This window comes from Amycolatopsis deserti, from assembly GCF_014653945.1.
GTDB lineage: Bacteria > Actinomycetota > Actinomycetes > Mycobacteriales > Pseudonocardiaceae > Amycolatopsis_E > Amycolatopsis_E deserti.
This window is the reverse complement of record NZ_BNAU01000004.1, coordinates 44,365-68,945: the sequence shown is the minus strand read 5'-3', so window position 1 is coordinate 68,945 and position 24,581 is coordinate 44,365. Positions and strand designations below refer to the sequence as shown.

At 72.2% G+C, this 24,581-nt stretch carries 24 protein-coding genes; 15 read left to right on the top strand and 9 right to left on the bottom strand.

What is annotated here, in order from left to right:
- The first annotated feature begins 31 nt into the window (after positions 1 to 31).
- Complete coding sequence (locus tag IE290_RS38270; protein WP_191245846.1) at positions 32 to 2,899, top strand: AfsR/SARP family transcriptional regulator; 2,868 nt, start codon at positions 32 to 34, stop codon at positions 2,897 to 2,899.
- On the opposite strand, the gene IE290_RS18225 is transcribed toward IE290_RS38270, so the two are convergent.
- Positions 2,900 to 3,256, bottom strand: a complete 357-nt coding sequence (locus tag IE290_RS18225) for a MerR family transcriptional regulator (RefSeq protein WP_191245845.1) — start codon at positions 3,254 to 3,256, stop codon at positions 2,900 to 2,902.
- A 109-nt stretch (positions 3,257 to 3,365) separates the two neighbouring features.
- Between IE290_RS18225 and IE290_RS18220 the strand changes: the two genes are divergently transcribed.
- The 3 genes from IE290_RS18220 to IE290_RS18210 all read left to right on the top strand — a co-directional run bounded on the left by IE290_RS18220 (position 3,366) and on the right by IE290_RS18210 (position 5,361).
- On the top strand, positions 3,366 to 3,686 hold the full coding sequence (locus IE290_RS18220; protein WP_191245844.1) for a DMT family transporter: 321 nt from the start codon (positions 3,366 to 3,368) through the stop codon (positions 3,684 to 3,686).
- Between the two features lies 1 nt (position 3,687).
- Positions 3,688 to 4,068: a DMT family transporter gene (locus tag IE290_RS18215; RefSeq protein WP_191245843.1), complete on the top strand. Its 381-nt coding sequence runs from the start codon at positions 3,688 to 3,690 to the stop codon at positions 4,066 to 4,068.
- 81 nt (positions 4,069 to 4,149) lie between these two features.
- Positions 4,150 to 5,361 carry a cytochrome P450 gene (locus tag IE290_RS18210; protein ID WP_191245842.1) on the top strand — a complete coding sequence of 404 codons (1,212 nt, stop codon included), beginning with the start codon at positions 4,150 to 4,152 and terminating at the stop codon, positions 5,359 to 5,361.
- Here IE290_RS18210 and IE290_RS18205 read toward each other — a convergent pair.
- Positions 5,351 to 6,067, bottom strand: a complete 717-nt coding sequence (locus IE290_RS18205) for a glycoside hydrolase family protein (protein WP_229874580.1) — start codon at positions 6,065 to 6,067, stop codon at positions 5,351 to 5,353. The genes IE290_RS18210 and IE290_RS18205 overlap by 11 nt on opposite strands.
- Positions 6,068 to 6,303: 236 nt before the next feature.
- On the bottom strand, positions 6,304 to 6,861 hold the full coding sequence (locus IE290_RS18200) for a PadR family transcriptional regulator (protein WP_191245841.1): 558 nt from the start codon (positions 6,859 to 6,861) through the stop codon (positions 6,304 to 6,306).
- 101 nt (positions 6,862 to 6,962) lie between these two features.
- Between IE290_RS18200 and IE290_RS18195 the strand changes: the two genes are divergently transcribed.
- Positions 6,963 to 8,342, top strand: coding sequence for an amino acid permease (locus tag IE290_RS18195; protein WP_191245840.1), 1,380 nt, complete (start codon positions 6,963 to 6,965; stop codon positions 8,340 to 8,342).
- On the opposite strand, the gene IE290_RS18190 is transcribed toward IE290_RS18195, so the two are convergent.
- Positions 8,326 to 9,519, bottom strand: a complete 1,194-nt coding sequence (locus tag IE290_RS18190) for a PQQ-dependent sugar dehydrogenase (protein ID WP_191245839.1) — start codon at positions 9,517 to 9,519, stop codon at positions 8,326 to 8,328. The two genes, IE290_RS18195 and IE290_RS18190, sit on opposite strands and share 17 nt — an antisense overlap.
- A gap of 4 nt (positions 9,520 to 9,523) precedes the next feature.
- A complete protein-coding gene (locus tag IE290_RS18185) occupies positions 9,524 to 10,300 on the bottom strand; it encodes a helix-turn-helix transcriptional regulator (RefSeq protein WP_191245838.1) in 777 nt (258 codons plus the stop codon).
- A 69-nt stretch (positions 10,301 to 10,369) separates the two neighbouring features.
- Here IE290_RS18185 and IE290_RS18180 point away from each other — a divergent pair, with 69 nt between their 5' ends.
- Genes IE290_RS18180 through IE290_RS18155 form a run of 6 tightly spaced genes read left to right on the top strand, consistent with a single transcriptional unit; the run spans position 10,370 to position 17,422 of the window.
- Positions 10,370 to 10,537 (top strand): hypothetical protein, encoded by a 168-nt coding sequence (locus IE290_RS18180; protein WP_191245837.1) that lies wholly within the window; start codon positions 10,370 to 10,372, stop codon positions 10,535 to 10,537.
- Between the two features lie 52 nt (positions 10,538 to 10,589).
- A complete protein-coding gene (locus IE290_RS18175; RefSeq protein WP_191245836.1) occupies positions 10,590 to 11,519 on the top strand; it encodes an LLM class flavin-dependent oxidoreductase in 930 nt (309 codons plus the stop codon).
- A 55-nt stretch (positions 11,520 to 11,574) separates the two neighbouring features.
- Positions 11,575 to 15,144 carry a transcription-repair coupling factor gene (mfd, locus tag IE290_RS18170; RefSeq protein WP_373300465.1) on the top strand — a complete coding sequence of 1,190 codons (3,570 nt, stop codon included), beginning with the start codon at positions 11,575 to 11,577 and terminating at the stop codon, positions 15,142 to 15,144.
- Positions 15,145 to 15,152: 8 nt separating this feature from the next.
- The gene (locus tag IE290_RS18165) at positions 15,153 to 15,437 is read left to right on the top strand and encodes a GNAT family N-acetyltransferase (protein ID WP_191245835.1); all 285 of its coding nucleotides are present in this window, start codon (positions 15,153 to 15,155) and stop codon (positions 15,435 to 15,437) included.
- 51 nt (positions 15,438 to 15,488) lie between these two features.
- A complete protein-coding gene (locus IE290_RS18160; RefSeq protein WP_229874579.1) occupies positions 15,489 to 16,469 on the top strand; it encodes a hypothetical protein in 981 nt (326 codons plus the stop codon).
- Positions 16,466 to 17,422: a nucleoside triphosphate pyrophosphohydrolase gene (locus IE290_RS18155; protein ID WP_191245833.1), complete on the top strand. Its 957-nt coding sequence runs from the start codon at positions 16,466 to 16,468 to the stop codon at positions 17,420 to 17,422. Before IE290_RS18160 ends, IE290_RS18155 begins: the two co-directional genes overlap by 4 nt.
- Here the strand turns inward: IE290_RS18155 and efeB are convergent.
- Genes efeB through efeU form a run of 3 tightly spaced genes read right to left on the bottom strand, consistent with a single transcriptional unit; the run spans position 17,395 to position 20,608 of the window.
- Positions 17,395 to 18,642: an iron uptake transporter deferrochelatase/peroxidase subunit gene (efeB, locus tag IE290_RS18150; protein ID WP_191245832.1), complete on the bottom strand. Its 1,248-nt coding sequence runs from the start codon at positions 18,640 to 18,642 to the stop codon at positions 17,395 to 17,397. The two genes, IE290_RS18155 and efeB, sit on opposite strands and share 28 nt — an antisense overlap.
- Positions 18,639 to 19,772 (bottom strand): iron uptake system protein EfeO, encoded by a 1,134-nt coding sequence (gene efeO / locus IE290_RS18145; protein ID WP_191245831.1) that lies wholly within the window; start codon positions 19,770 to 19,772, stop codon positions 18,639 to 18,641. The genes efeB and efeO overlap by 4 nt, the downstream gene beginning before the upstream one ends.
- A complete protein-coding gene (gene efeU, locus IE290_RS18140; protein WP_191245830.1) occupies positions 19,769 to 20,608 on the bottom strand; it encodes an iron uptake transporter permease EfeU in 840 nt (279 codons plus the stop codon). Before efeU ends, efeO begins: the two co-directional genes overlap by 4 nt.
- Before the next feature lie 200 nt (positions 20,609 to 20,808).
- Between efeU and IE290_RS18135 the strand changes: the two genes are divergently transcribed.
- Positions 20,809 to 21,474, top strand: coding sequence for a lysozyme family protein (locus IE290_RS18135; protein ID WP_191245829.1), 666 nt, complete (start codon positions 20,809 to 20,811; stop codon positions 21,472 to 21,474).
- A 151-nt stretch (positions 21,475 to 21,625) separates the two neighbouring features.
- On the opposite strand, the gene IE290_RS18130 is transcribed toward IE290_RS18135, so the two are convergent.
- On the bottom strand, positions 21,626 to 22,030 hold the full coding sequence (locus IE290_RS18130) for a tetratricopeptide repeat protein (protein ID WP_191245828.1): 405 nt from the start codon (positions 22,028 to 22,030) through the stop codon (positions 21,626 to 21,628).
- A gap of 84 nt (positions 22,031 to 22,114) precedes the next feature.
- Here IE290_RS18130 and IE290_RS18125 point away from each other — a divergent pair, with 84 nt between their 5' ends.
- From IE290_RS18125 to IE290_RS18115, 3 genes are all read left to right on the top strand, one after another.
- Positions 22,115 to 22,567, top strand: coding sequence for a VOC family protein (locus IE290_RS18125; RefSeq protein WP_191245827.1), 453 nt, complete (start codon positions 22,115 to 22,117; stop codon positions 22,565 to 22,567).
- Positions 22,568 to 22,645: 78 nt separating this feature from the next.
- Positions 22,646 to 23,932 (top strand): phosphopyruvate hydratase, encoded by a 1,287-nt coding sequence (gene eno, locus IE290_RS18120; protein WP_191245826.1) that lies wholly within the window; start codon positions 22,646 to 22,648, stop codon positions 23,930 to 23,932.
- Positions 23,933 to 23,941: 9 nt separating this feature from the next.
- Entirely contained in the window at positions 23,942 to 24,484 is a 543-nt protein-coding gene (locus tag IE290_RS18115; RefSeq protein WP_191245825.1) for an FtsB family cell division protein, read from the top strand.
- Positions 24,485 to 24,581: the final 97 nt, after the last annotated feature.

The following is a 24,581-nucleotide window of genomic DNA, read 5'->3' as shown; positions in this document are numbered from 1 at the left end:
TACGAGTCGAGGGCACAGCGTTGGGGGCGGCGTGGCGGGTGAGGACCGGCTGCGGCTGAGCGTGCTCGGCCCGCTCCGCGCGTGGCGCGGCGACCAGCCCCTCGATCTCGGCCCGGCCCGGCAGAAGGCCCTGCTCGCCGCGCTCCTGTTGCGCCCGGACGTGGTGGTCAGCGCGGGCGAACTCCTCGACGACGTGTGGGGCCTGGAACCGCCGGGCACCGGCCGTCGCGTGGTGCCCGTCTACGTCCACCGGCTGCGCAAATGCCTGCGCGCCGGCGAGGACGAGCCCGCGGACACCGTGATCGCCCGGACCGACAGCGGCTACCGGTTCGTCGGCGCCGCCGCGGACCTGGACACGGTCGCCCTGGACCGGCTCGCCGCCGAGGCCGCGGCCGCCGCTCGCGCCGGTGATCTCGCTGCAGCGGTGCGCGCCGCCGCCGACGCGCTGGACCTGTTCGAGGGCGAGCCGTTGACCGGACTGCCCGGGCCGTTCCTCGACGGGCACCGGCTGCGGCTCACCGAACGCCGCATCGCGCTGCAGCTCGACAAGGCCCGGTGGCAGCTGCGCCTGGGCCGGCCCGGCGAGGTGATCGACGAGCTGTCGGCGCTCGCCGGCGTGCACCCGCACCACGAAGAACTGGCCGCGCTGCTGATGCGGGCCCTGTCCGCCGCGGGACGGCGGGCGGACGCACTGGCCGTGTTCACCACGTTGCGCCGCCGCTTGGTCGACGACCTCGGCGTGGAGCCGGGCGCCGAACCGCGCCGGGTCCAGCAGGCGGTGTTGCGCGGTGACGACGCGGCGCTCGGGGTGACGCGGAAACGCCCGCCCCGCAACGAGTTGCCCGCGGACGGCGGGGACCTCGCCGGGCGGGCCGAGGAACTGGCTCGGCTCGTCGAACCGGGCGACCCCGGGCTGGTCACCGTCGCCGCGATCGACGGCGTGGCGGGTGCGGGCAAGAGCGCGCTCGCCGTCCGCGCCGCCCACCTGCTCCGCCCCGGCTTCCCGGACGGCTGCCTCTACCTGGACCTGCACGGGCACACGGAAGGGCACGAGCCGGTGCGCCCGGCGCAGGCGCTCCCTCGGCTGCTGCGCGCGATCGGCGTCGATCCCGGGCCGGCCGGATCCGATGTGGACGAGCTGGCCGCGACCTGGCGGTCGGCGACGGCATCCGCGCGGCTGTTGCTCGTGCTCGACGACGCGCGTGGCGCCGACCAGGTGCGGCCGCTGCTGCCGTCCGGCGCGGGCAGCACGGTGCTGGTGACGAGCCGGCAGCGGTTGACCGGGTTGCCCGCCGATCGCCGGATCTCACTCGGCGTGCTGGATTCCCTTGCGGCGGAAGAACTTCTGCGTCGGGTCGTCGGCGCCGAGCGGGTGGACCGGGAGCCGGGCGCGGTCGCGGACCTGGTCCGGTTGTGCGGCGGGCTCCCGCTGGCGTTGCGGATCGCGGGCGCCCGGCTGCAGAACCGTCCGATGTGGACGTTCGAGTACCTGGCGGGCCGGCTCGCCGACGACGAGCGCAGGCTCGGCGAGCTGACCGCGGAGGACCACGGCGTCGAGGCGGCGCTGCGGGTGTCCTACCACCAGCTCCCGGCCGCCGAGCAGCGCACGTTCCGGGTGCTCGGGCTGGTGCCGACGGTCGAGTTCGACGCGCTGGCGGTCGCCGCGATGCTCGGGTGTCCGGTGGCCGAGGCCGAGGACTCGCTGGAGAGGCTGGTGGACGCGAGCCTGCTGCTGCAGCCGGCGCCTGGACGCTACCGGCCGCACGACCTGGTCGCGGTGTACGCGCGGCGGCTGGCGCCGGACGAACCCGCGGCCCGGACCGGGGTGCTGCGGCTGTACGCGGCGGCCGCGCGGATCGCCAGCGACTGGGGCGTGCACGACCCGTCGAGCGGCCCGCCGATGGACGACGCGCCGTTCGCCGGCTGGGCGGAGGCGGCGGGCTGGCTGGACGCGGCGGGCGGCGAGCTGCCGGACGTCGTCCGCTACGCCGTGGCGGCCGGGGAGACCGACTACGCGTGCTGGATCGCCGAGGGGCTCGTCGAATACCTGGTCCGGCAAGACCGCTACGACGAGTGCCGCGCGGCGATCGAGATGGCGCTCCCGCACGCCGAGGCGAGCACGGACCGGCGGATGCGCTCCGCGCTGCGGTTCGCGTTCGGCGTCGCGGAGGGGATGCAGGGGCGCTACGAGCGGAGCCGCCCGTGGTTCCACGAGGCGCTGCGGATCAGCAGGCAGGCCGGTGACCGCCGCGAGGAGGCCCGGGCGCTCACCGGTCTGGGCACACTCGCCGTGGCGTGCGGGGAGACCGGCGAAGCGCTCGCCCTGCTGCACGAGGCGCAGGAGCTGGGCCGTCGGCTGGACGACCCGTTCGTGCGCGGGATGACGATCGCCAACATCGGGATGACGCACGTCCGGCTCGGCCGGTTCGAGGAGGCCCGGGATTGCCTGGAGCAGGGGGTCGCGTTCGCCGAGGTGATCGGCAGGCCGCGGGCGGTGGCGATGGCGCTGGGCAGCCTGGGGAAGTTCCACCTGGTGGTCGGGCGGTACGCGGACGCCGTGGTGGCGTTGCGCCGGGCCGCCGCCGCGGCCGAGGAGGCCGGCGACATCGCGTTGACGGCCGACTGCCTGTCGATGTGGGGCGCGGCGGAGACCGGGCTCGGCCACCCGGAGGCGGCGCTGGACCTGCAGCGGCGGGCGTTCGCGCTGGTCACCGAGCGGACCCGGCCGCAGCTGGAGCTGGAGATCCGCAACCGCCTCGGCGCGAGCCTGCTCGCGGTGGCCGACGTGTCCGCGGCGCGGGAGCAGTTCCAGGTGGTGCTGGCGAGGACCTCGGGCGACCACGTGGAACGGGCCCGCGCCGGTGCGGGCCTGGCGGCGTGCGACGGGCCGGGGCGCTGATCAGGCGTGGCTGGGCAGGGCCGTTTCCTCGCGGAGCGCCCGCAGGAGGTCCAGCTCGCGCTCGATGTCGCGGCGCTTGGCCTCCAGACGCTCGACCTGCTGGGCGAGCAACTCCTCCAGCACCCCCGTGCGCTCCTCCGGCGGGGCTTCCAGGCAGGGCAGCAGTTCGTAGATGGTGGCGCTGGACAGGCCGGCCGCGAACAGGTGCTGGATCATGACCACCCGCTCGACCATCGAGCTGTCGAAGTCGCGCCACCCGCCGGGGGTGCGCGTCGAGCGGATGAGGCCCTGCTCCTCGTAGTACCGCAGGGACCGGGTGCTCACCCCGGTGGCGTCGGCCAGTTCACCGATGCGCATCAGATCTCCTCCAGGCCGTCCGGTGCTCCGCTCTTGCAATTGACACCGGTGTCAAGTTCCACGATAGGGGCCGCACACGCAACTCACCCTCGGTGAAAGGAAATCCGCCGTGCATTGGCTCTACCTCGGCGTCGCGGTCGTCTTCGAGATCACCGTCGCCATCTCCGCGGGCAAGGCACAGGGCTTCACCCGGCCAGGCTGGACCGCCGCCACGCTGGTCAGCGGTGGCATCGCCACCTACCTGCTCAGCCTGGCGCTGCTGACCTTCGACGTCGGTGTCGGCTACGCGATCTGGACCTCCGTCGCCGGCGTCGGGATCGTCGTCCTCGGCGTGCTCCTCTTCGGCCAGCGCCTCGACTGGCGCAAGGTCCTGGGCATCGCCGCCGTCATCGCCGGCGTCGTCGGCCTCCAGCTGAGCGGAGCGGCCTGACATGTCGACCGGCACCGCCACCCGCACGAACACCACCACCCGCCGGAACCGGGCCCGCGCGTGGCTCGTCCTCCTGCTCGCCGGCGTCTTCGAGGTCGGCTACGCCCTGTCCGTGGGCGGCAGCCAGGGCTTCACCGTGCTCTCCTGGTCGCTCGTCGCGGTCGTGTTCTTCCTGCTCACGCTGTTCGCGCTGAGCCTGGCCCTGCGCTCCATCGACGTGGGCATCGGCTACGCGGTCTGGGCCGGCATCGGCGCCGCCGGGGCCGCGCTGCTCGGCCCGGTCTTCTTCGACGAGACCCTCACCGCGGCCAAGGCGTGCTGGCTCGCGGTGATCATCGCCGGCGTCGTGTGGCTCAAGCTCGCCGACCGCCCGCGAACCTGACGGTCGTGTCAGAGCCGTGTCAGCCGGGTGTCAGCCGGGCCGCTGATCGTGGGTGCAGCAACCGCCACGAAAGGACATCCGGTGACTCAGACGGTTCCCATCCCGAACGGCCTGCCCACGGATCGCGACGCCGGTCCCTTCGACCCGCCCAGCGCGTTCACCCGGCTGCGCGAGTCCCGCCCGGTCTGCCCGCTGGTCTTCCCGGACGGCCACGAGGGCTGGCTCGTCACCGGCTACGACGAGGTCCGCCAGGTGCTGGCCGACACCCGGTTCAGCTCCCGGCTGGACCTCGGTGTCATCCACGTGCCGTACCCGACCCCGGGCATGCCGCCGCAGACCGAGCCGTCCCCGCAGATGCCGGGTGTGTTCATCTCGATGGACCCGCCGGACCACACCCGGCTGCGGCGCCGGCTCACCGGCGCGTTCACGGTCAAGCGGATGAAGCAGCTGGAAGAGCACATCAACGAGATCGCCGAGCGGCACCTGGACGCGATGGCGCGCCTCACCCCGCCGGTCGACCTGGTCAGGGAGTTCGCGCTGCCGGTGCCGTCGCTGGTGATCTGCGAGCTGCTCGGCGTCCCGTACGAGGACCGGGCGACGTTCCAGCACAACGCCGCGCGGTTCATGGTCAAGGACATCGAGCTGGAGGAGAAGATCGCCGTGGTCGGCGCGCTCACCGGGTACCTGGCCGAGCTGGTCACCCGCAAGCGCGCCGAGCCCGGCGAGGACATCCTGTCCGACCTGGCCCGCCAGGACGACCTCAGCATCGAGGAGCTGACCGGCATCGCGTTCCTGCTGCTGCTCGCCGGGCACGAGACCACCGCCAACATGCTGGGACTGGGCACCTTCGCGCTGCTGGAGCACCCCGAGCAGATGGCCGAACTGCGGGCGGACCCGGACCTGGTGCCCGGCGCGGTCGAGGAACTCCTGCGTTACCTCTCGGTCGCCGACGTCTTCTACCGCTACGCCACGGAGGACCTCGAACTCGGCGGCGAAACGATTCCGAAGGGATCGACGGTCGTCGTCTCGCTGCTGTCGGCCAACCGCGACCCCCGGCGCTTCGACGAACCCGACGCCCTGGACGTCCACCGCAACGCCCGCGGGCACATGTCGTTCGGGCACGGCATCCACCAGTGCCTGGGGCAGCAGCTGGCCCGCCTGGAGATGCGGGCCGGGTTCGGCGGGCTGCTGCGCCGCTTCCCGGACCTCCGGCTCGCCATCCCCGCGAACGAGGTGAAGCTGCGCACCGACATGAACATCTACGGCGTGCACGAGCTGCCGGTCACCTGGTGAACTCGGTGATCAGCTTCCGGTAGGTGTCGAAGGCGGGCTTCGGGGTGTAGTCGTCCCGCAGGAGGCCGAACTGGTGGAACAGGCCGGGGTTCGCGCTGTCCGCGTCCCGCAGGGAGAAGTGGGTGTAGCAGCTCACGCCCGCGTCCGCGGCGGCCCGGATCACCGTCTCCACCACTTCGGCCTGCCGTTCAGCGGGGCGGTCCGGGCCGGTCGGCCAGCCGTGCTCGGTGATGTGCAGCGGGACGTCACCGAGACCGGCCGGCGTCAGGACGTTCTCGCGGTGGTGGCGCAGCAGGCCCGTCACAGCCGCGGCCAGCTCGGCCGGGTCGACGGGGCGGAAGACGTCCGGGAAGAAGTCCAGGCCGACGTAGTCCACCTGGCGCACGAACTGCGCGCCGCCCGCCTTCGCCAGGTCCGCGACGAACGACTCGCCCGGCCCGAACAGCGGGGTGGTGTTGAAGCCGACCCGGAGGTCGTGTCCGAGTTCGGCCGCCCGCTCCTTGGCCGCGGCGACGCCGGCCACGATCGCTTCGGTGACGCGCGGGTAGTAGCCGTCGAGTGTCGGGTTGCCCGGCACGTTCGGCTCCTCGGTGATCTGCAGCGTGCCGGTCACCGCGCCGTACTGCTCGACCAGCCGCCGCACGAACGCGCGGTAGCCGTCCACATCCCCGCTCGGGGCCTGGTACTGCGCGACGAGGTCCAGCACGCGGCCGTCGCCGGTGTACTGCGCCGCGTCCGCGAGCGCCGCTGTCTCATGTGGACCGTCGGAGGTGGAGTCGTCGAACCCGAGGTAGGCGCGGACGAGGAACGGTCCTTATCCCTGCAACGCGGTGAGCGCCTGGCGGATCCGCGCCGGATCGTCGGGCGGCCCGCCGGCCAGCTCACCGGAGCCGGTTCCGGTGACGCCGCCGGGGTAGATGCCGAAGAGCATGGTCGGTCCTTTCACGGCCAGGTCAGCGAGCCTTCACGGATCTCGCTGACGAGGTTCTCCACCCACGCGATCTCGGCGCGGGTCTGGTGGAGCGCGTACTCGGCCTCGATGACGTGCAGGCGCGGCACGCCGCTGTCCAGCACCGCGGTCAGCCGCTCCTGATCGGCGTCCGCCCGTTCGGACAACCGCTGCGCGCGCTCGGTGAGCGCGGCGACGGCGCCCTCCGGGCCGAGCGCGCCGACGTAGGCGATCGCGCCGAGGAACTCCGGGAACTCCCGCTTCGGCTCGCGGATCCGGCTGTCCAGCCTGCGCACCAGCTCGTCGCGGCCACCGTCGGTGAGCGCGTAGACGGTCCGCTCCGGGCGGTTGCCACTGCGCTCGGTGCCCCGCGGGGCGATCCACTCCGCGGCGGCGAGCGCCTCCACGACGTCGTACAGCGTGCCCCGGTTGATGGCGCTCGCGCTGCGGGCACGCAACTCCGTGAACACCTGGTACGGGTGCATCGGCGACTCGAGCAGGAGCCCCAGAACCGGGAGGACCAGGGGGTTTTCCAGTGCGCGACGTGGCATAGTCGAAATCTATCATCAGAATTCGACCATTACAAACCGCCCCAAGCCGCCGCCCGTGAAGCCCGCGTTAGGGTCTGGACCAGCCGTTAGACGGGAGGGCCATGAGCGACCAGGGAACCGACGAGGGTTACGCCCGGGGGCTGAAGAACCGGCAGATCAGCATGATGGCGATCGGCGGCGCGATCGGGACCGGGCTGTTCCTCGGCGCCGGTGCGGCGATCGAGACGTCCGGGCCCGCGCTGATCGCCTCCTACGCCGTCGCGGGCGTGGTCATCTTCCTGATCATGCGCGCGCTCGGCGAGCTGCTGATGTACCGGCCGGTGTCGCGCAGTTTCGTCGACTACGCCGAGGAGTTCGTCGGCCGCTTCGCCGGGTTCGCCACCGGGTGGGTGTACTGGCTGATGTGGGTGGTCACCGCGATGGCGGAGATCACCGCGGCCGGGATCTACGTGCAGTACTGGTTCCCGAAGGTGCCGCAGTGGGTCACCGCCGCCGTCGTGCTCGGGCTGTTGTTCCTGGCCAACCTGATCTCGGTCAAGGTGTTCGGCGAGTTCGAGTTCTGGTTCTCCATGATCAAGGTGGTGACCATCGTCGGGGCGATCGTCCTCGGCCTCGCGGTCATCGTCTTCGGCATCGGCCCGGCCGGTGAGCACGCCTCGTTCGCGCACCTGGTCAGCGACGGCGGGTTCCTGCCGCACGGCGCGGGCAGCGCGCTGCTGGCGTTGCAGAGCGTCATGTTCGCCTACCTGGGCGTCGAGCTGATCGGGTTGACCGCGGGGGAGGCGGAGAACCCGCGGGTCGTGCTGCCCAAGGCGATCAACAGCGTCATGGTGCGGATCGGCGTGTTCTACGTCGGCGCGCTGGTCGTGCTGCTGTCGCTGGTGCCGTGGACGGAGTTCCACGAGGGCGAGAGCCCGTTCGTGCGGGCCTTCGACGCGGTGGGCATCCACGGCGCAGCCGGGATCATCCAGTTCGTCGTGCTGACCGCCGCGCTGTCGTCGTGCAACTCGGGTATCTACTCGACCGGCCGGATGCTGCGCACCCTCGCGATCCACCGGTCCGCGCCGTCGGCGTTCACCCGGCTGTCGAAGCGGCAGGTGCCCGCGGTGAGCATCACGGCGTCGGCGGTCGTCATGGCGGCGGGCATCCTGATCAACGCGTTCGTGCCGGAGAAGGCGTTCGCCTACATCACCAGCGTCGCCACCGTCGGTGTGTTGTGGACCTGGGGCATCATCGTGGTCTGCCAGCTGCGCTACCGCCGCCGCAGCGACCGCGGCGAGCTGCCCGCGTCGGAGTTCCGCATGCCGGGCGCGCCGTGGACCGGTTACCTCGCGCTGGCGTTCCTCGCGCTGGTCGTGGTGCTGCTCGGGTTCAGCGAGGACACCCGGGTCGCGCTCTACGTCACGCCGATCGTGGCGGCGGTCATCGCGGTGGGCTACCTGCTGAGCAACCGGTCCGCGCGGGTCAAGCAGCCGGTGTGATGCGCAGGACCTTGTCGTCGCTGCCGTCGGACGTCGTCACGTACAGGGCGCCGTCCGGGCCGCTGCGCACCGCGCGCAGCCGGCCGTAGGTGTCGTCGAACTCGGCGGGCAGGTAGACCTCGGTGACCGCGCCCGCCGGGTCCAGGGTGAACATCAGCATCTTCTGGCCCTTGAGCGCCACCACGGCGAGCCTGCCGTCCAGCGCGCCCCACTGCGGCCCGGAGACGAAGGCCGCGCCGCAGATCGCCTCGGTGATCTCGCCGGAGGTCCACAGTGGCCGGACGGCGTCCGGGAACCGCTGCAGGTCGGTCATCGGCACGTCCTCGTCGTAGGAGTCGACGGTGCCGCCCCGCGACGGGTCCCAGCCGTAGTTGCCGCCGGCCCGGATCAGGTTGACTTCGTCGTCGAACGTCGGCCCGTGCTCGGCGGCGAAGATCTGGCCGGTGCCCGGTCGCACGGCCACGCCCTGGATGTTGCGGTGCCCGTAGCTGTAGATCCGCTGCTCGTTGGGGTCGGCCGAGGAGATGAACGGGTTGTCCGGCAGCGGCGCGCCGGTGTGCAGGTCGATGCGCAGCACCTTGCCGCCGAGGCTGTGCCGGTCCTGCGACACGTCCGGCCGGGCGGTGTCGCCGGTGCCGACGAGCAGCGCCCCGTCGGCGGCGATCTCCGGGCGGCACCCGGAGTGCCGTCCGCTCTGGTTGACCGGCAGCCCGGTCAGCAGGTCGCGCACCTTGGTGGCGCTGCGCTTGTCGGCCGACAGCGACCAGGTGACCAGCCGGATGTCGACCGCGCGGCCGTTCTCCTGGTGCGTCTGGCAGGTGGTGAACTGGCGGCTGGTGGCGAAGTCGGGGTGCACGACCATGCCCATCAGGCCGCCCTCGCCGCGGGCCCACACGTCGGAGAAGTCGGCGGCGACCTGGCTGACCGCGGTGCCCTCGACCAGCGTGAGCCGCCCGGGGCGCTGGGTGACGAGCATCGAGCCGTCCGGCAGGAAGCCGACGTCCCAGCCGTGCTGCAGGCCGCCGGCGACGACGTCCACCTTCAGCGCGAGGCTCTGCCCGCTGACCGTGGTCGGCGCGGCGACCGTGACCGGCGTCGAGGGCAGATCCTGGGCGGGCGAAGACGAACAAGCCGTGACGGCGAGCCCGGCGAGCAGTACGAGCCCAATGCGGCGCATGCGGTCATTGTGCCCGTTGCCCGGTGAAGATGTGGGCGGTCTCGTCGTCGGCGGGCAGGAACGTTTCCAGCCGCAGCTCCGAGACCGTCACGTCGACGGCCGTGGCGAACGTGGTGATCGCGGTGAGCAGCCGCATCTCGCCGCGCGACGTGCGCAGCACCAGCGGCACGGCGAACCCGAGGTGGTCGGCGTCCAGGTTCGGCGGGCCGGGCAGGTAGCTCTCCAGCTCGGCGAGCAGCTCCGCGTGCCGCGGGTGCGGCGCCTTCGCCTGTTCCTGGCGCGGCCGCTCCAGCACGTGCCGCGCCCAGTCGTCGAAGTTCACGATCCGCGGCGCCATGCCCCGCGGGTGCAGGGCCAGGCGCAGCACGTTGACCGGCGGCTCGAGCAGCTCGGGCGCGGCACCCTCGGTGAGGATGCCGGCCGCCTTGTTGATCGCGACCAGGTCGCCGAACCGGTCCACCACGATCGCCGGGTACGGCTCGTGCCCGTCGAGGAGCCGCTCCAGCGCGTCGAGCACGGGCCGCAGCGCCGGATCGGACAGGTCGGTCTCCGGGTAGGTGGGGGCGTAACCGGCGCTGAGCAGGAGCGCGTTGCGTTCGCGCAGCGGCAGTTGCAGCGACTCGGCGACGCGCACGACCATGCCCCGCCCGGGCACCGACCGGCCGCTCTCCATGAAGCTGACGTGCCGCTGCGTGGTGCCCGCGCGCAGGGCGAGCTCCAGCTGCGACAGGCGCCGCCGGGTGCGCCAGTCCTTGAGGGCACTTCCGAATGCCGTCGTCACCCCGCATGCTTACTCCCGGGAGCGCACTGCCCGCCATTCCCCGCGGGGAATGACCGACTGGAGGTGCCGGTGTCCGAGCGGTTCACTGACGAAGAGCTGGACTTCCTCCGCTTCGCGCGGTTCGGCGAGCTGCCGCCGCGCGTCCGGCCGGACGAGCTGGTGGAGGTCGTGGAGACCGAGCAGCCCGACCTGCCGGTGCGGCAGCCGTTCGACCTCGGCCCCGGCGGGCCCGCCTGATCATTCCCGGGCGGGAATTGCCGTCATACCGCGGCGCGGCGAGTCTCGGGGCATGCAGATCGGACTACTCCTCCCCGCCGGGCAGGCCCAGCTCGAGGCCGGCGGCTCCGTGGGCGACATCGTGGACATCGCCGTGCGCGCCGAGCGCCTCGGCTTCGACTCGGTCTGGGTGGGCGACTCGCTGTCGCGCGCCCGGGTCGAACCGCTGACCCTGCTCACCGCCGTCGCGCAGGCCACCGAAACCGTCCGGCTCGGCACCGCGACCCTCATCCCCGCCTACCGCCACCCCGCCCAGGCGGCGCTCACGATCTCCTCCCTCGACCTCGTCTCCGGCGGGCGCCTGATCCTCGGCGTCGGCGCCGGCTTCCCCGGCCGCAGCGAGCACGAGTTCGACCTGATCGGCGTGGACTTCAAGACCCGCTTCTCGCACCTCGACGACACCGTCGCGCTGTGGAAGCAGCTGTGGACCGGCCACCCGAAGTCCTTCCACGGCAAGGTCCTGCACTACGACTGGCTGCCCGAGGTGCCGCGCCCGGCCCAGCCGGGCGGCCCACCGGTCTGGCTCGCCGGCTTCACCCCGGCCGCGCTGCGCCGCGCCGGACAGCTCTACGACGGCTGGCTGCCCTACCCGCCCGACCCGGCCGACTACGCGAGCGGCCTGGCCACCATCCGCGAGCACGGCCGCGACGTCACGCCCGCCCTCTTCGCGACCGTCCACCTCGGCGAGGGGACCGGCGCGCTGGAGGAGTACTGCCAGGCGACCTACCAGGCATCACTCGACTGGGTGGGCCGGATCCAGGTGATGATCGCCGGCGGCCCGGACGAGGTGATCGCCCAGCTCAGGCGCTTCGCCGACGCCGGGGCGCGGCACATCCTGCTGCGCATCGCGGCCCTCGACCCGCACGAGATCGACCACCAGCTCGCGGGACTCGCCGAAATTTTGTCGCCCCTGCGACGTACCCTGGAACCCGAGAGCCCCTGATCCCTCCGTGAACCCGGGCAGGGGTGTGCCCGCGTGCTCCAGGGAGATCGTTTCCGTGACCGACCCGCAGTTGTCCGGCCTGCTCTCCGCCGTCCTGCCCGACCCCGCCCTGCGCGCGGTGGTCGAGCGGGCCGGCGCGCCCCTGCTGGAACTGTCCGGCGCCACGGCCACCCGCCAGCTGGTGGTCGCGGCTCTGGCCGCCGACGCCGGTGCGGGCCGCCCGGTGCTGGCCGTCACCGCGACCGGCCGCGAGGCCGAGGAGCTGACGGCCGCGCTGGCGAGCCTGATCGGCGCGGACGCGGTGGCCGACTTCCCGTCCTGGGAGACGCTGCCGCACGAGCGCCTGTCCCCGCGCGCGGACACCGTCGGCCGCCGCCTGGACGTGCTGCACCGCCTGCACACCGACCGCGCCCCGCGCGTGGTGGTGGCCACGGTCCGCAGCCTGATCCAGCCGATGGCGCCGGGCCTGGGCAGCCTCGCGCCGGTCGAGCTGCGCGTCGGCGAGGAGGAGGAGTTCGAGGGTCTGCTGGACCGGCTGGTCGAACTGGCCTACACGCGCGTGGACATGGTGGAGAAGCGCGGCGAGTTCGCCGTGCGCGGCGGCATCCTGGACGTCTTCCCGCCGACGGCCGACCACCCGTACCGCGTCGAGTTCTGGGGCGACGAGGTCAGCGAGGTCCGCGCGTTCGCGGTGTCGGACCAGCGGTCGCTGCCCGGCGAACTGTCCTACGTCTACGCCCCGCCGTGCCGCGAGCTGCTGCTCACGCCGGACGTGAAGGCGCGCGCCGGTGAGCTGGCCGAGCAGTACGCGGCCGACGCGCAGCTGGCCGAGATGCTCACCAAGCTGGCCGGCGGCATCCCGGTCGAGGGCATGGAGGCCCTCATCCCGGTGCTGTGCGAGGGCGAGCTGGAGCTGCTCACCGACGCCATGCCCGAAGGCACCCACGTCGTGCTGGCCGATCCGGAGAAGATCCGCGCCCGCGCCGCCGATCTGGTGCGCACCGGCCAGGAGTTCCTCGAAGCGTCCTGGATGTCGGCCGCCGGCGGGGGCCAGGCCCCGATCGACCTGGGCGCCTCCGCCTACCGCAACCTGGAAGAGGTCGCCAAGCACGCCGGCGAGACCGGCCGCCCGTGGTGGACGCTGTCGCAGCTGACCAGCGAGGACGCCGACGTCATCCAGATCGGCGTGGAGGCCTCGCCCGCCTACCGCGGTGACCTGGAGCGCGCGGTCACCGACCTGCGCGCCCACCTCGCCGCGGGCGGCACCGCGGTGCTGGTGGTGGCCGGGCACGGCACCGCCACCCGCGCGGTCGAGCAGCTGTCCACGGCCGGGATCTCCGCCACGCACGCTGCCGACGGCCTCCACGACCAACCCGCGCCGGGCATCGTGACGGTCGCCTGCGGTGGCCTCGCCGAGGGGTTCGTCGCACCCGAGCTGCGGCTGGTCGTGCTCACCGAGGCCGACCTGACCGGCCGCGGCGCCACGGCCGGATCGGCGACCCGCGACCTGGGCGCGAAGATGCCCTCGCGCCGCCGCAACGCCGTCGACCCGCTGGCGCTCAAGCCGGGCGACTACGTGGTGCACGACCAGCACGGCATCGGCCGGTTCGTGGAGATGGTGCAGCGCACCGTCGGCGGCGCCACCCGCGAGTACCTGGTGCTGGAGTACGCCTCGTCCAAGCGCGGCCACCCGGGCGACCGGCTGTACGTGCCGAGCGACCAGCTCGACGAGGTGTCCCGCTACGTCGGCGGTGAGCTGCCCACGCTGAACAAGCTGGGCGGCTCGGACTGGAAGAACACCAAGGCCAAGGCGCGCAAGGCGGTCAAGGAGATCGCCGCCGAGCTGGTGCAGCTCTACGCCGCCCGCCAGGCCTCGCCGGGCCACCCGTTCGGCCCGGACACGCCGTGGCAGCGCGAGCTGGAGGACGCGTTCCCGTTCACCGAGACCAACGACCAGCTCGCCGCGATCGACGAGGTCAAGGCGGACATGGAGCGCGGAGTGCCGATGGACCGCGTGATCTGCGGTGACGTCGGCTACGGCAAGACCGAGATCGCGGTGCGCGCGGCGTTCAAGGCGGTGCAGGACGGCAAGCAGGTCGCCGTGCTGGTGCCCACCACCCTGCTGGCCCAGCAGCACCTCAACACGTTCAGCCAGCGCATGGCGTCGTTCCCGGTGACGATCAAGGGCCTGTCCCGGTTCACCGACAAGATCGAGGCGGAGGCGACGCTGGCCGGGCTGGCCGACGGCACGGTGGACATCGTGATCGGCACGCACCGCCTGCTGCAGACCGGCATCCGCTACAAGGACCTCGGCCTGGTCATCGTCGACGAGGAGCAGCGGTTCGGCGTCGAGCACAAGGAGCACATCAAGGCGCTGCGCACGCACGTCGACGTGCTGACCATGTCGGCCACGCCGATCCCGCGGACGCTGGAGATGTCGCTGGCCGGTATCCGCGAGATGTCCACGATCCTGACCCCGCCGGAGGACCGGCACCCAATCCTGACCTACGTCGGCGCCTACGACGACAAGCAGGTCGGTGCCGCCATCCGGCGTGAGCTGCTGCGCGACGGCCAGGTGTTCTACGTGCACAACCGGGTGTCCTCGATCGAGAAGGCCGCGCGCCGCATCCGCGAGCTGGTGCCCGAGGCGCGGGTGGTCACCGCGCACGGCCAGATGAACGAGGAGAAGCTCGAAAAGATCATCCAGGGCTTCTGGGAGCGCGAGTACGACGTGCTGGTCTGCACCACGATCGTGGAGACCGGCCTGGACATCTCGAACGCGAACACGCTGATCGTCGAGCGCGGCGACCTGCTCGGGCTGGCGCAGCTGCACCAGCTCCGCGGTCGCGTCGGCCGGGGGCGGGAGCGCGGGTACGCCTACTTCCTGTACCCGCCGGAGACCCCGCTGACCGAGACGGCGCACGACCGGCTCGCGACGATCGCGCAGAACACCGAGCTGGGCGCGGGCATGGCGGTCGCGATGAAGGACCTGGAGATCCGCGGCGCGGGCAACATCCTGGGCGCCGAGCAGTCCGGGCACATCGCGGGCGTCGGCTTCGACCTGTACGTGCGGCTGGTCGGCGAGGCGGTGGACGTGTTCCGCCGCAGCGCCGGTGACGCGCCGGCCGAGGAGGAGGAGCTGCGCGAGGTCCGCGTGGACCTGCCGGTGGACGCGCACATCCCGCACGACTACGTCCCCGGCGAGCGGCTGCGGCTGGAGGCCTACCGCAAGATCGCGGCCGCGGTGGACGACGACGAGCTGCGCGCGGTCGAGGAGGAGCTGATCGACCGCTACGGCCAGCCGCCCGCCCCGGTGCAGCGGCTGCTCGCGGTCGCGCGGTTCCGGCACGTCTGCCGTTCGGCGGGTGTCACGGAAGTTTCCGCGCAGGGCAACAACATCCGGTTCGCGCCGCTGGAGCTGATGGACTCCCAGATGGTCCGGCTCAACCGCCTGTACCCGAAGGCGAACTACAAGGCCGCGATGCGGATGGTGTCGGTGCCCAAGCCGACCGAGGGGCCGGCCGGCGGCCGCATGGGCGCACCCGCGTTGCGTGACGAAGCGTTGCTGGACTGGTGCACCAAGCTACTGATCAACTTGACCAAGAAGCCCGCCCCCGTCGGTTAGGAGAACCCGTGGTCACGCGGAACGAAGAGAAGAGCCGCTACGAGATCTTCGTCGAGGACAAGCTGGGCGGGTTCGCCGAGTACCGCGAGCGCGGCGACAACGTGATCTTCACCCACACCGAGATCGACGACGCGTTCTCCGGGCAGGGGCTCGGTTCGAAGCTGGCGTCCGCGGCGATCGAGGACGCGGTGCGGCGCGGGAAGACCATCGTGCCGCTATGCCCGTTCATCGCGGCCTACCTGCGCAAGCACCCCGAGCACGACGCGCACGTGCGATGGCCGGACGGGCAGTGAGGTTCGCCCGTTCGGGTCGGGTATGAGAGGGTACGCGGTGTGATGCGGATCATGGGTCGCTCCCGGTCGGTGCTCGCCGCGCTCGCTGCCTGCCTGCTGCTCGCCGGGTGCGGGTCCGGGCCGAGCCAGGTGGGCGCCGCGGTGATCTTCAGCGACCGCGAGATCGCCGTCGACCAGGTGCAGGACCTGCTGGACAAGGCCGTGCTGGAGCAGCCGGCCGCGCAGCAGCTGTCCCAGCAGCACAAGCTGGACCTGCTCGGCCGCGAGCTCGTGCGCCAGATGGTGGTCCACGACGTCCTCGCCCGCGCCGCCCAGCGCGAGGGCCTGGCGATCGACCCGCGGCTGCTCGACCAGTTCCTCGCCGACGATCCGCTGGCCGACCCGGTGTCGACGGCCGGCGCGGATCCGTCCCAGCTGGCGCAGCAGATCGCCAACCGTGTGCGCGACCACCGCGAGGTGATCACCGACAGCCTCCTGCTGCAGGCGCTGGGCCAGAAGTACCTCGACCGCATGTCGGTCACCTTCGACTACACCTCGGTGTCCTCCGACCTCGGCGGCGCCCAGCCGCTCGACCGGCGGGAGCGGGCGATCGCCAAGGCGGAGCAGATGGCCGCGAGCCCGACCGCGGCCGCCGAGGTCATCCGCGCCGACGCGGCGGCCGGGGTCCGGACGAGCGTCGGTGAAGCGGTTCCCGCCGCGCAGGCCCCGGACCTCGCCACGCTGGTCCTGTTCGGGGTGCCGCCGGGCACGGTGGTCGCGTTCCAGCCGAGCCAGGAACAGGCGGTGTGGATCGTCGCGATCGTGCGCGAGCGGAACCTGAACGCGCCGTCGTCGGGCGAGCAGGCCGTGCAGCCGTCGCCGGCGCAGCTCGCGGCGATCGGGCAGCGGCTGCTCCAGCCGTACGTCGAGGAGGCCGGCGTTCGCATCAACCCGCGCTACGGCGTGTGGGATCCTGTGGCCATGAACCTCGCTCCGAGCAGCGCCGAGACCACCGGCGTCGTGGTGCCGGTGAAGGGTGCCGCGCAGCCGTGACGGTCGTGCTCCTGCCCTACCCGGACGCCGGGATCCCGCCGGCGGCCGTGCCGTTCCTGCGTGGCGCGCACGCGGTGTACGCGTCGGGCATCGACACTGAGCTGGCCGATCTGCTGGGCGCGAAGCCGGCTCCGGACGACCTGGCCGCCGAGCCCGGTCCGGTGGTGCTGTTCGCCGCGGACGCCGCGGATCCCGCGGTGGAAGCGCTGGTGCGGGCCGGTTCGCGGGTGATCGCGCAGCCGTCGGGGGCGGGCCTGGTCGAGGCCGCGAAGGTGATGGACCGGCTGCGCTCGCCGGGCGGTTGCCCGTGGGACGCCGAGCAGACGCACGACTCGCTGCGGCAGTACCTGGTCGAGGAGACCTACGAGCTGCTGGACGCGATCGAGGAGGGTGACCGCGCCGCGCTGCGCGAGGAGCTGGGCGACGTGCTGCTCCAGGTGCTCTTCCACGCGCGCGTCGCGGCCGAGGACGCCGCCGACCCGTTCGACATCGACGCGGTGGCCGCCGCGCTGGTCGCCAAGCTGGTCGGCAGGCATCCGCACGTGTTCACCGACGCCGAGCGCGTGCACACCGCCGCGCACCAGCAGGTGCGCTGGGAGGAGCTGAAGCAGGCCGAGAAGCGGCGTGAGTCCAGTGTGGACGGTGTGGCGCTCGGTCAGCCCGCGGTGGCGCTGGCGGGCAAGCTGGGGCAGCGCACCGGCCGCGCCGGGCTGCCCGCGGACCTGTTCCCCGGCGGCGACTCGTCCGCCGAGCAGCTGTTCCGGCTGGCCGCTTCCGCACGGCGCTCCGGCGTCGACCCGGAGGGCGAGCTGCGCGCGGTGGCGAAGCGGTTCGCGGCGGACGTGCGCGCGGCGGAGAAGTCGGCCCGCGCGGCCGGCCTGGACCCGGCGGCGATGGACGCCGACGCGTGGCGCGCCCACTGGCCTCAGCCGAACAGCGACTCGCCCCAGTAGCCGGTCTCGGTCACGCCGGGCGGCACAGCGAACAGCGCCGAGCCGGTGTGCTCGATGTACTCCATCATCGCGTCCTTCGCCGACAACGCCTTCTGCATCGGCACGAACTGCGTGCGCGGGTCGCGGTTGAAGCAGATGAAGAACAGCCCCGCCTCGAGGTGCCCGACGCCGTCCGAGCCGTCGACGAAGTTGTAGCCGCGCCGCAGGATCCGCGCGCCGTTCAGGTTCTCCGCGGACGCCAGCCGGATGTGGGCGTCCGTCGCGATCAGCGGTTCGCCGTTCGCGCCGCCGACGTGCAGGTCCACCGGGTCGAACTCGGCGGATTGCCCGAGCGGCGCCCCGGTGCCCTTCGCGCGGCCGACGACCTGCTCCTGCTCGTCCAGCGATGTCCGGTCCCACGTCTCGATGTGCATCCGGATCCGCCGCGCGACCAGGTAGCTCCCGCCGGTCATCCAGTCCGGCCCGTCACCCGGCGCGACCCACACGTGCTGCGCGAGCGCCGCCGGGTCCTCGGCCTTGAGGTTGTTCGTCCCGTCCTTGAAGCCGAACAGGTTCCGCGGCGTCGCTTGCGACGTCGACGTCGAAGCGCTGCGCCCGAACCCGAGCTGCGACCACCGCACCTCGGTCGTGCCGAACCCGATCCGCACCAGGTTCCGCACGGCGTGCACGGCCACCTGCGGGTCGTTCGCGCACGCCTGGATGCACAGGTCGCCGCCGCTGCGCGCGGGGTCGAGGTTGTCCTTCGGGAACGCCGGCAGGTCGGCCAGCGCGGCGGGACGCCGGTCCGCGAGCCCGAACCGGTCGTCGAACAGCGACGGGCCGAACCCGATGGTCAGGGTCAGCGACGCCGCGGGCAGGTCGAGCGCCTCCCCGGTGTCGCCGGGCGGGGCGGCACCCGCGCCACCCACCGCGCCGCCCGGGACGACCTCCTGTCCGCCGGTCATGCGGCGCGCGGCGTCGGTCCACTTGCGCAGCAAGGAAACCAGCTTCGCCCGGTCCTTCGTGGTCACGTCGAGCGCGGCGAAGTGCAGGTGCTCCTGCGCGGGCGTGACGATCCCGGCCTGGTGCTCGCCGTGGAACGGCACGATGTCCGGCGTGGCCTGCGCTTCGGAGGTGGACAGCTCGTGGTCGATCCCGGCGCCGGCCGCCGCGCCGGCTCCGGCGAGAGCGACGCCGGCACCCGCGATCCCCAGCAGCCGGCGCCGGGACACCCGCGTCATCGCGCCACGACCTCCGCGGTCTTGCTCAGCGGCTCGCTCAGCGCGTCCACGGCGGAGGCGAGCTCGCGGATCTGGTCCTGCGTCAGGTCGGTGTAGTACTTGAACCCGTCACCGGCGCGCTGCGCGTCCAGCAGGGTCTGCACGTTCTTGAACTGGGCGTCCACTTCGGACACCAGCTGCGGGTCGCGCTCCTGCAGGACCGGTCGCAGCGCCTGGATCGCGGCCTCGGAGCCGTCCAGGTTGGCCTGGAAGTCCCACAGATCGGTGTGCGAGAAGGTCTCCTCCTCGCCGGTGATCTTGCCGGTGGCGACCTCGTCGAGCAGTTCCTTGGCGCCGTTGGCGAGGTCGAGCGGGGACAGCTCGATCGTCTTGGCCTGCGTCACGAGGGTGGTCACGTCGGCGACGAGCTTGTCGGCGATCTGCGCGCTGTCGGCCTGCAGCCCGGTGACCCACAGGTCCTTCTCCAGCCGGTGGAAGCCGGTGAACTGCTGGCCCTCCTCGAGGTCGGCCTCGCGGACGTCGATGGCCGGGTCGAGGTCGCCGAACTTTTCCGCGACCGGCTCGATGCGCTCGTAGTACACGCGGGTCGGGGCGTAGCGGGCCTTGGCGTCGGCGACGTTGCCGGACTTGACGGCGTCGGCGAACTTCTGCGTCTCGGTCAGCAGCGCGTCGCTCTGGCCGGCGACGTAGGTGGCGTAGCTCTTGGCGGCGTCACCCAGCTTCGTGTTCGCGTCGGCCTGGCGCGTGGCGCCGCCGGTGACGGTGAACGCGCCGCGGATGCCGTCGCCGGACATGCCCGGCTTGCACGCGGTCTGGTAGGTGCCGGCGTCGGGCACCTCGACGGTCAGCTTCCGGGTCAGACCGGGGGCGATGTTCTCGACCTCGCCCATGATCCGGTCGCCCTCGGCGTAGAGGTAGAACTCGGTGACCTTGGTGCCCTTGTTGGTCACCTCGAACGTCAGGTGGCCGGCGTTCGCGGTCGTCGCCGACACGGTGCACGCGGTGTCGGTGGCGTCGACGGTGATCGGGCCGCCCGCGGCGGTGGTGTTCTGGGCACCGCCGGAGCAGGCGGACAGCGCGAGCAGCGCGCCGAGTCCCGCGGCGGCGAGGGGGGTCTTGCGCAAGGTCACTCCTTGGAACCGGCCACCACGGGGGTGGTCTTGGCAGCGGGCCGCCGCAGGAACAGCGGCAGCACGATCACGACGTAGGCGATCCAGGCGATGGCCTGGAGCACGGTCGTCTGTTGCGAGTAGTTGAAGACGCCCTTGAGCAGCGCGCCGTACCACGAGGTCTCCGGGACGGCGGCGGACGCGTCGAAGGCGAGGGTGTGCAGGCCGGGCAGGAAACCGGCCTCCTGCAGGTCGTGCAGGCCGTAGCCGAGGACACCGGCGGCGACGAACACCAGCAGCACGCCGGTGATCGTGAAGAACTTGCCGAGGTCGAAGCGGATCGCGCCGCGGTAGAGGCCGTAGGCGATGGCGACCGCGATGGCGATGCCGACGGCGAACCCGATCAGCGGCTGCGTGGTGCCGCCCTGCGCGGTCTGCACGGCGGCGTAGAAGAAGACGGCGGTCTCCAGGCCCTCGCGCCCCACCGCGAGGAAGGACAGCAGCAGGACCGCGAGCGGGCCGACCGCGAGCGCCTCGTCCATCTTGCCGCGCAGCTCGGCGGCGATGCTCTTCGACGCCTTGCGCATCCAGAAGATCATCGCGGTGACGAACCCGACCGCCACGATCGACAGGCTCCCGCCGAGCAGCTCCTGCTGCTCGAACGACAGCTGGGCCGTGGTGAAGGTCAGGATCGCGCCGACGCCGATCGAGAGGACCACGGCCGCGGCGATGCCCGGCCAGACCCAGCGCAGCGCCGGACGCCGGTCGGTCTTCACGAGGAAGGCGACGAGGATGCTCACCACGAGCGCGGCTTCCAGGCCTTCCCGGAGGCCGATGAGCAAACTCGAGAACAGCAACGGGGCCTCCCTGTACGCATCGGACGGCTTAGGTTTAGGTAAGCCTCACCTGATTGTCCATCCCGATCTTGGCCGGCTGAACGGAGTTACCTCGCAAATCGGGCGCTACTTTCCGTGTTTGCGCAGCTAGCCGCCATGGGAACGGGTCGATAACGAAGTTGTGTGATCCGTTCGGCAGTGCGACTGGATAACCTGTTCGGGTGGCAGAACCCACTCAGCCGGGGGACGCCCGGATCCGGCGGTTTTCACTGCGTGTCCTGATCGGGGCGGCGGTCGCCGGGACCGGGCTGGTGCTCATCCTGACCATCGGCGTGACGCGCCCCGGCGAGGACCCGCAGCCGGTCCAGCCGGCGGTGGCCGCGCGGACCTCGGAGCCGCCGGTGGGCGCGACGGCGCCGCCGCCGGCCCGGCTCGCCCCGGAGGACCGGCCGCGGGAGTCGGACCTGAAGGCGCTGGACACCTGGTCGAACGAGGTCGCCGCGGCGACGAAGCTGCCGGCCCGCTTGATCGCCGGTTACGGCCGGGCGGAGATGTGGATGCGCGCGGAGTGGTCCGGATGCCACCTGTCGTGGGCCACGCTCGCCGCGATCGGCCAGGTGGAAGCGGTCGGCACCGGCCCGCTCCCGGTTCCGGAGGAGACGTGGAAGCAGTGGTCGGCCCGCGCCACGGCCGATGGGAAGCAGCCGGACCCGAAGGACATCGACGACGCGGCGCTGACCGTGGCGAGATCCCTCTGCTCGACGGGCGCCGACCTGGCCACGCCGCAGGGCTGGTGGGCCGCGATCACCAGCGCCCCACCCCTGGCCCCCGACGCGCAGCGAATTTTCGACACCGCCACCACGATCGCCAAGGCCGCCCCCCGCTAGCGGCGCGCCAGCGCCGTGCTTTGCACCCAGCGACCACCCACCCGAGGTGACGTGCCTGCATTCCCCGTCATCCCGGAGCCTGCCCGTCCGGCGAGGACATCTCTTGATCTTTGAACCGCCGCCCAACACGGCGAACAAACCAGCCGGAAGATCAACTCTCCTGAAGACGAACCCGAGCATTCACCTCGGACAACGCGTCCTGGTACTCCGGCACCGGATTCATCGCCCACGCCATGCGCAGCTGTCCCAGAGCTTCGACCAGCCGTCCCAACCTTTGGAGCGTGCGTCCCAGCACGAACCGCGCGTAGTGATCGGACGGATCGAGCTCCAGCACCCGCGTCAGAGCCTGCTCGGCGCGGTTGAGCTGCGCGGAGTGGAAGTAGGCGCGCCCGGCCAGCAGTTGGACGCTCGGCTTGTCCGGTTCGCTTTCCAGCACCGGTTGCAGCGCCTTGAGCGCGTCCAGCGGACGGCGCTTCTCGACGAGATCCTCGGCCTCGCGAAACGCGTGCAGCGGGTGCCGGCCTGCTGTTCCCCGCGGGGTCTCTGAGTCATCCATCTTCTGATCGACGTTACCCCCGACAAGCGGGTTTCGGCAGGGGCGAAGAGGGTGGCTCGGGGCGGCATGATGCACTAACCGGTCATGAGCGAAGAACCGCGGTATCTGGGACTCTCGCCCTACCTGTACTACACGGATGCCACGGAGGCGCTGGACTGGCTGGTGCGCGTCTTCGGCTTCACCGAGAAGGTCCGCTACGTGGACGCCTCCGGCCAGGTCTTCCAGGCCGTGGTGGCCGCCGGTGACGCCGAGATCCTGCTCGCCGCCGTCGGCGCCGACTACTGGGAGGCCAAGGGCGTGGACCGTCCGGTGGGGCAGCTCAACGTCGTGTACGTGCCCGACGCCGACGCGCAGTACGAGCACGTCTGCGCGGCCCTGGGCGAGGGCTGCGACGTGCCGCCGCCGCAGGACCAGCCCTACGGCGCGCGCGTGTTCACCGTGCTGGACTGCGGGGGCAACAGCTGGACGTTCTGGCAGCAGATCTCCGACACCGCGGATCTGCCGTCCGGGTGGCAGGAGGTCCGGGCCGCCGAGTGACGCGTGCCTCCACCGGGTGAACGGCGATGGCGGCTACCCTGGTCGCGTCTTCGCTGGACAAACCGATGAGGAGCAGTTGTGGCGGTCATTGAGCAGGTAGGCGCGCGCGAGATCCTGGATTCGCGTGGCAACCCGACCGTTGAGGTGGAGGTGGCTCTCGACGACGGCACGCTGGCGCGGGCCGCCGTTCCGTCGGGCGCGTCCACCGGCGAACACGAGGCCGTCGAGCTGCGCGACGGTGACCCCAAGCGGTACAACGGCAAGGGTGTCGAGCGCGCGGTCGCCGCGGTGCTCGACGAGATCGGCCCGGAGCTGGCCGGGGTCGACGCCGTCGACCAGCGGATCGTGGACCAGAAGCTGGTCGACCTGGACGGCACCCCGGACAAGTCCCGCCTCGGCGCGAACGCGCTGCTGGGCGTTTCCCTCGCGGTGGCGAAGGCCGCCGCGGAGTCGGCCGAGCTGGAGCTGTTCCGCTACCTGGGCGGCCCGAACGCGCACGTGCTGCCGGTGCCGATGATGAACATCCTCAACGGTGGCGCGCACGCCGACACCGACGTGGACATCCAGGAGTTCATGATCGCCCCGATCGGCGCGGAGTCCTTCCGCGAGGCGCTGCGCTGGGGCACCGAGGTGTACCACTCGCTCAAGTCGGTGCTGAAGGGCCGCGGCCTGGCCACCGGTCTCGGTGACGAGGGCGGGTTCGCGCCGAGCCTGTCCAGCAACCGCGAGGCGCTGGACCTGATCACCACGGCCATCGAGAAGGCCGGTTACGCTCCGGGCCGCGACATCGCGCTGGCGCTGGACGTCGCCGCCACCGAGTTCTTCTCCGCCGGCTCCTACACCTTCGAGGGCAGCAAGCGGACCGCCGAGCAGCTGGGCGCCTACTACCGCGAGCTGGTGGACGCCTACCCGCTCGTGTCGATCGAGGACCCGCTGGCCGAGGACGACTGGGACGGCTGGGTCGCGCTGACCCAGCAGATCGGCGACCGCGTCCAGCTCGTCGGCGACGACCTGTTCGTCACCAACCCGGACCGCCTCGAGGACGGCATCAACCGCGGCGCCGCGAACGCGCTGCTGGTCAAGGTGAACCAGATCGGCACGCTGTCGGAGACCCTCGACGCGATCGCGCTGGCGACCTCCAGCGGCTACAAGTCGATGATGAGCCACCGCTCGGGCGAGACCGAGGACACCACGATCGCCGACCTCGCGGTCGCGACGGGAGTCGGCCAGATCAAGACCGGCGCCCCGGCGCGCAGCGAGCGCGTGGCGAAGTACAACCAGCTGCTGCGCATCGAGGAGACCCTCGGCGACGCCGCCCGCTACGCCGGTGAGCTGGCGTTCCCGCGGTTCTCGACGGAGAGCTGACCGGGGTAGATGACGCAACGCGGAACCCAGCGCGCGAGGCGCCCCCGCCGCACGGAGGGCTCATCGGCCCGGCGTGCGGAGGGTGCGCCCGCGCGCCGTCCGCAGCTGGCCCGGCGGGTCGCCGCCGGGAAGGCGCGCCTGCGCCGGAGCCAGGGGAAGCCCGGTGCCGGCGCGGCGCGCGTGCTGGGGATGTCCACGACGCGGCGGGCCGCGGTGCTCGCGATCGTGGTGTGCGCGCTGGCGTTCACGGTCGCCGTGCCGTTGCGCACGTACCTCGCGCAGCGCGCCGAGGTGACCGAACAGGAGCAGCGGCAGGCGCAGCTGCAGCACGACGTCGCGCTGCTGGAGCAGCGCAAGGCCGCGGTGTCCGACCCGGCGCAGGTGGAGGCGGAGGCACGGCGGCGGCTGCGGTACGTGATGCCGGGGGAGACGCCGTACATGGTGCAGCTGCCCGAGGACGCGCCCAAGGCGGCGGAGGAGGCGCGACCGGACCCGGTGTCCTCCGGCGACGGTGCGTGGTACCAGCAGTTGTGGAGCACCGTCGGCGGTTGAGCCGGCGGTGGTTGCGGGAGGTCGCGCCCGGGACGCGGAAGCTGGTGGGGCTGGACCCGGTGGCCTCCGGTGACGGCGCGTGGTGTCCGCGGTTGTG

Bases quoted from the DNA above. Each gene is read 5' to 3' on its own strand.
- IE290_RS18130 (WP_191245828.1), bottom strand. From the start codon at position 22,030: ATGGATGACTCAGAGACCCCGCGGGGAACAGCAGGCCGGCACCCGCTG.
- IE290_RS18225 (WP_191245845.1), bottom strand. From the start codon at position 3,256: ATGCGCATCGGTGAACTGGCCGACGCCACCGGGGTGAGCACCCGGTCC.
- IE290_RS18160 (WP_229874579.1), top strand. From the start codon at position 15,489: ATGGGTCGCTCCCGGTCGGTGCTCGCCGCGCTCGCTGCCTGCCTGCTG.
- IE290_RS18200 (WP_191245841.1), bottom strand. From the start codon at position 6,861: ATGCCACGTCGCGCACTGGAAAACCCCCTGGTCCTCCCGGTTCTGGGG.
- IE290_RS18190 (WP_191245839.1), bottom strand. From the start codon at position 9,519: ATGCGCCGCATTGGGCTCGTACTGCTCGCCGGGCTCGCCGTCACGGCT.
- IE290_RS18115 (WP_191245825.1), top strand. From the start codon at position 23,942: ATGACGCAACGCGGAACCCAGCGCGCGAGGCGCCCCCGCCGCACGGAG.
- efeB (WP_191245832.1), bottom strand. From the start codon at position 18,642: ATGACGCGGGTGTCCCGGCGCCGGCTGCTGGGGATCGCGGGTGCCGGC.
- IE290_RS18215 (WP_191245843.1), top strand. From the start codon at position 3,688: ATGTCGACCGGCACCGCCACCCGCACGAACACCACCACCCGCCGGAAC.
- IE290_RS18125 (WP_191245827.1), top strand. From the start codon at position 22,115: ATGAGCGAAGAACCGCGGTATCTGGGACTCTCGCCCTACCTGTACTAC.
- IE290_RS18175 (WP_191245836.1), top strand. From the start codon at position 10,590: ATGCAGATCGGACTACTCCTCCCCGCCGGGCAGGCCCAGCTCGAGGCC.
- IE290_RS18195 (WP_191245840.1), top strand. From the start codon at position 6,963: ATGAGCGACCAGGGAACCGACGAGGGTTACGCCCGGGGGCTGAAGAAC.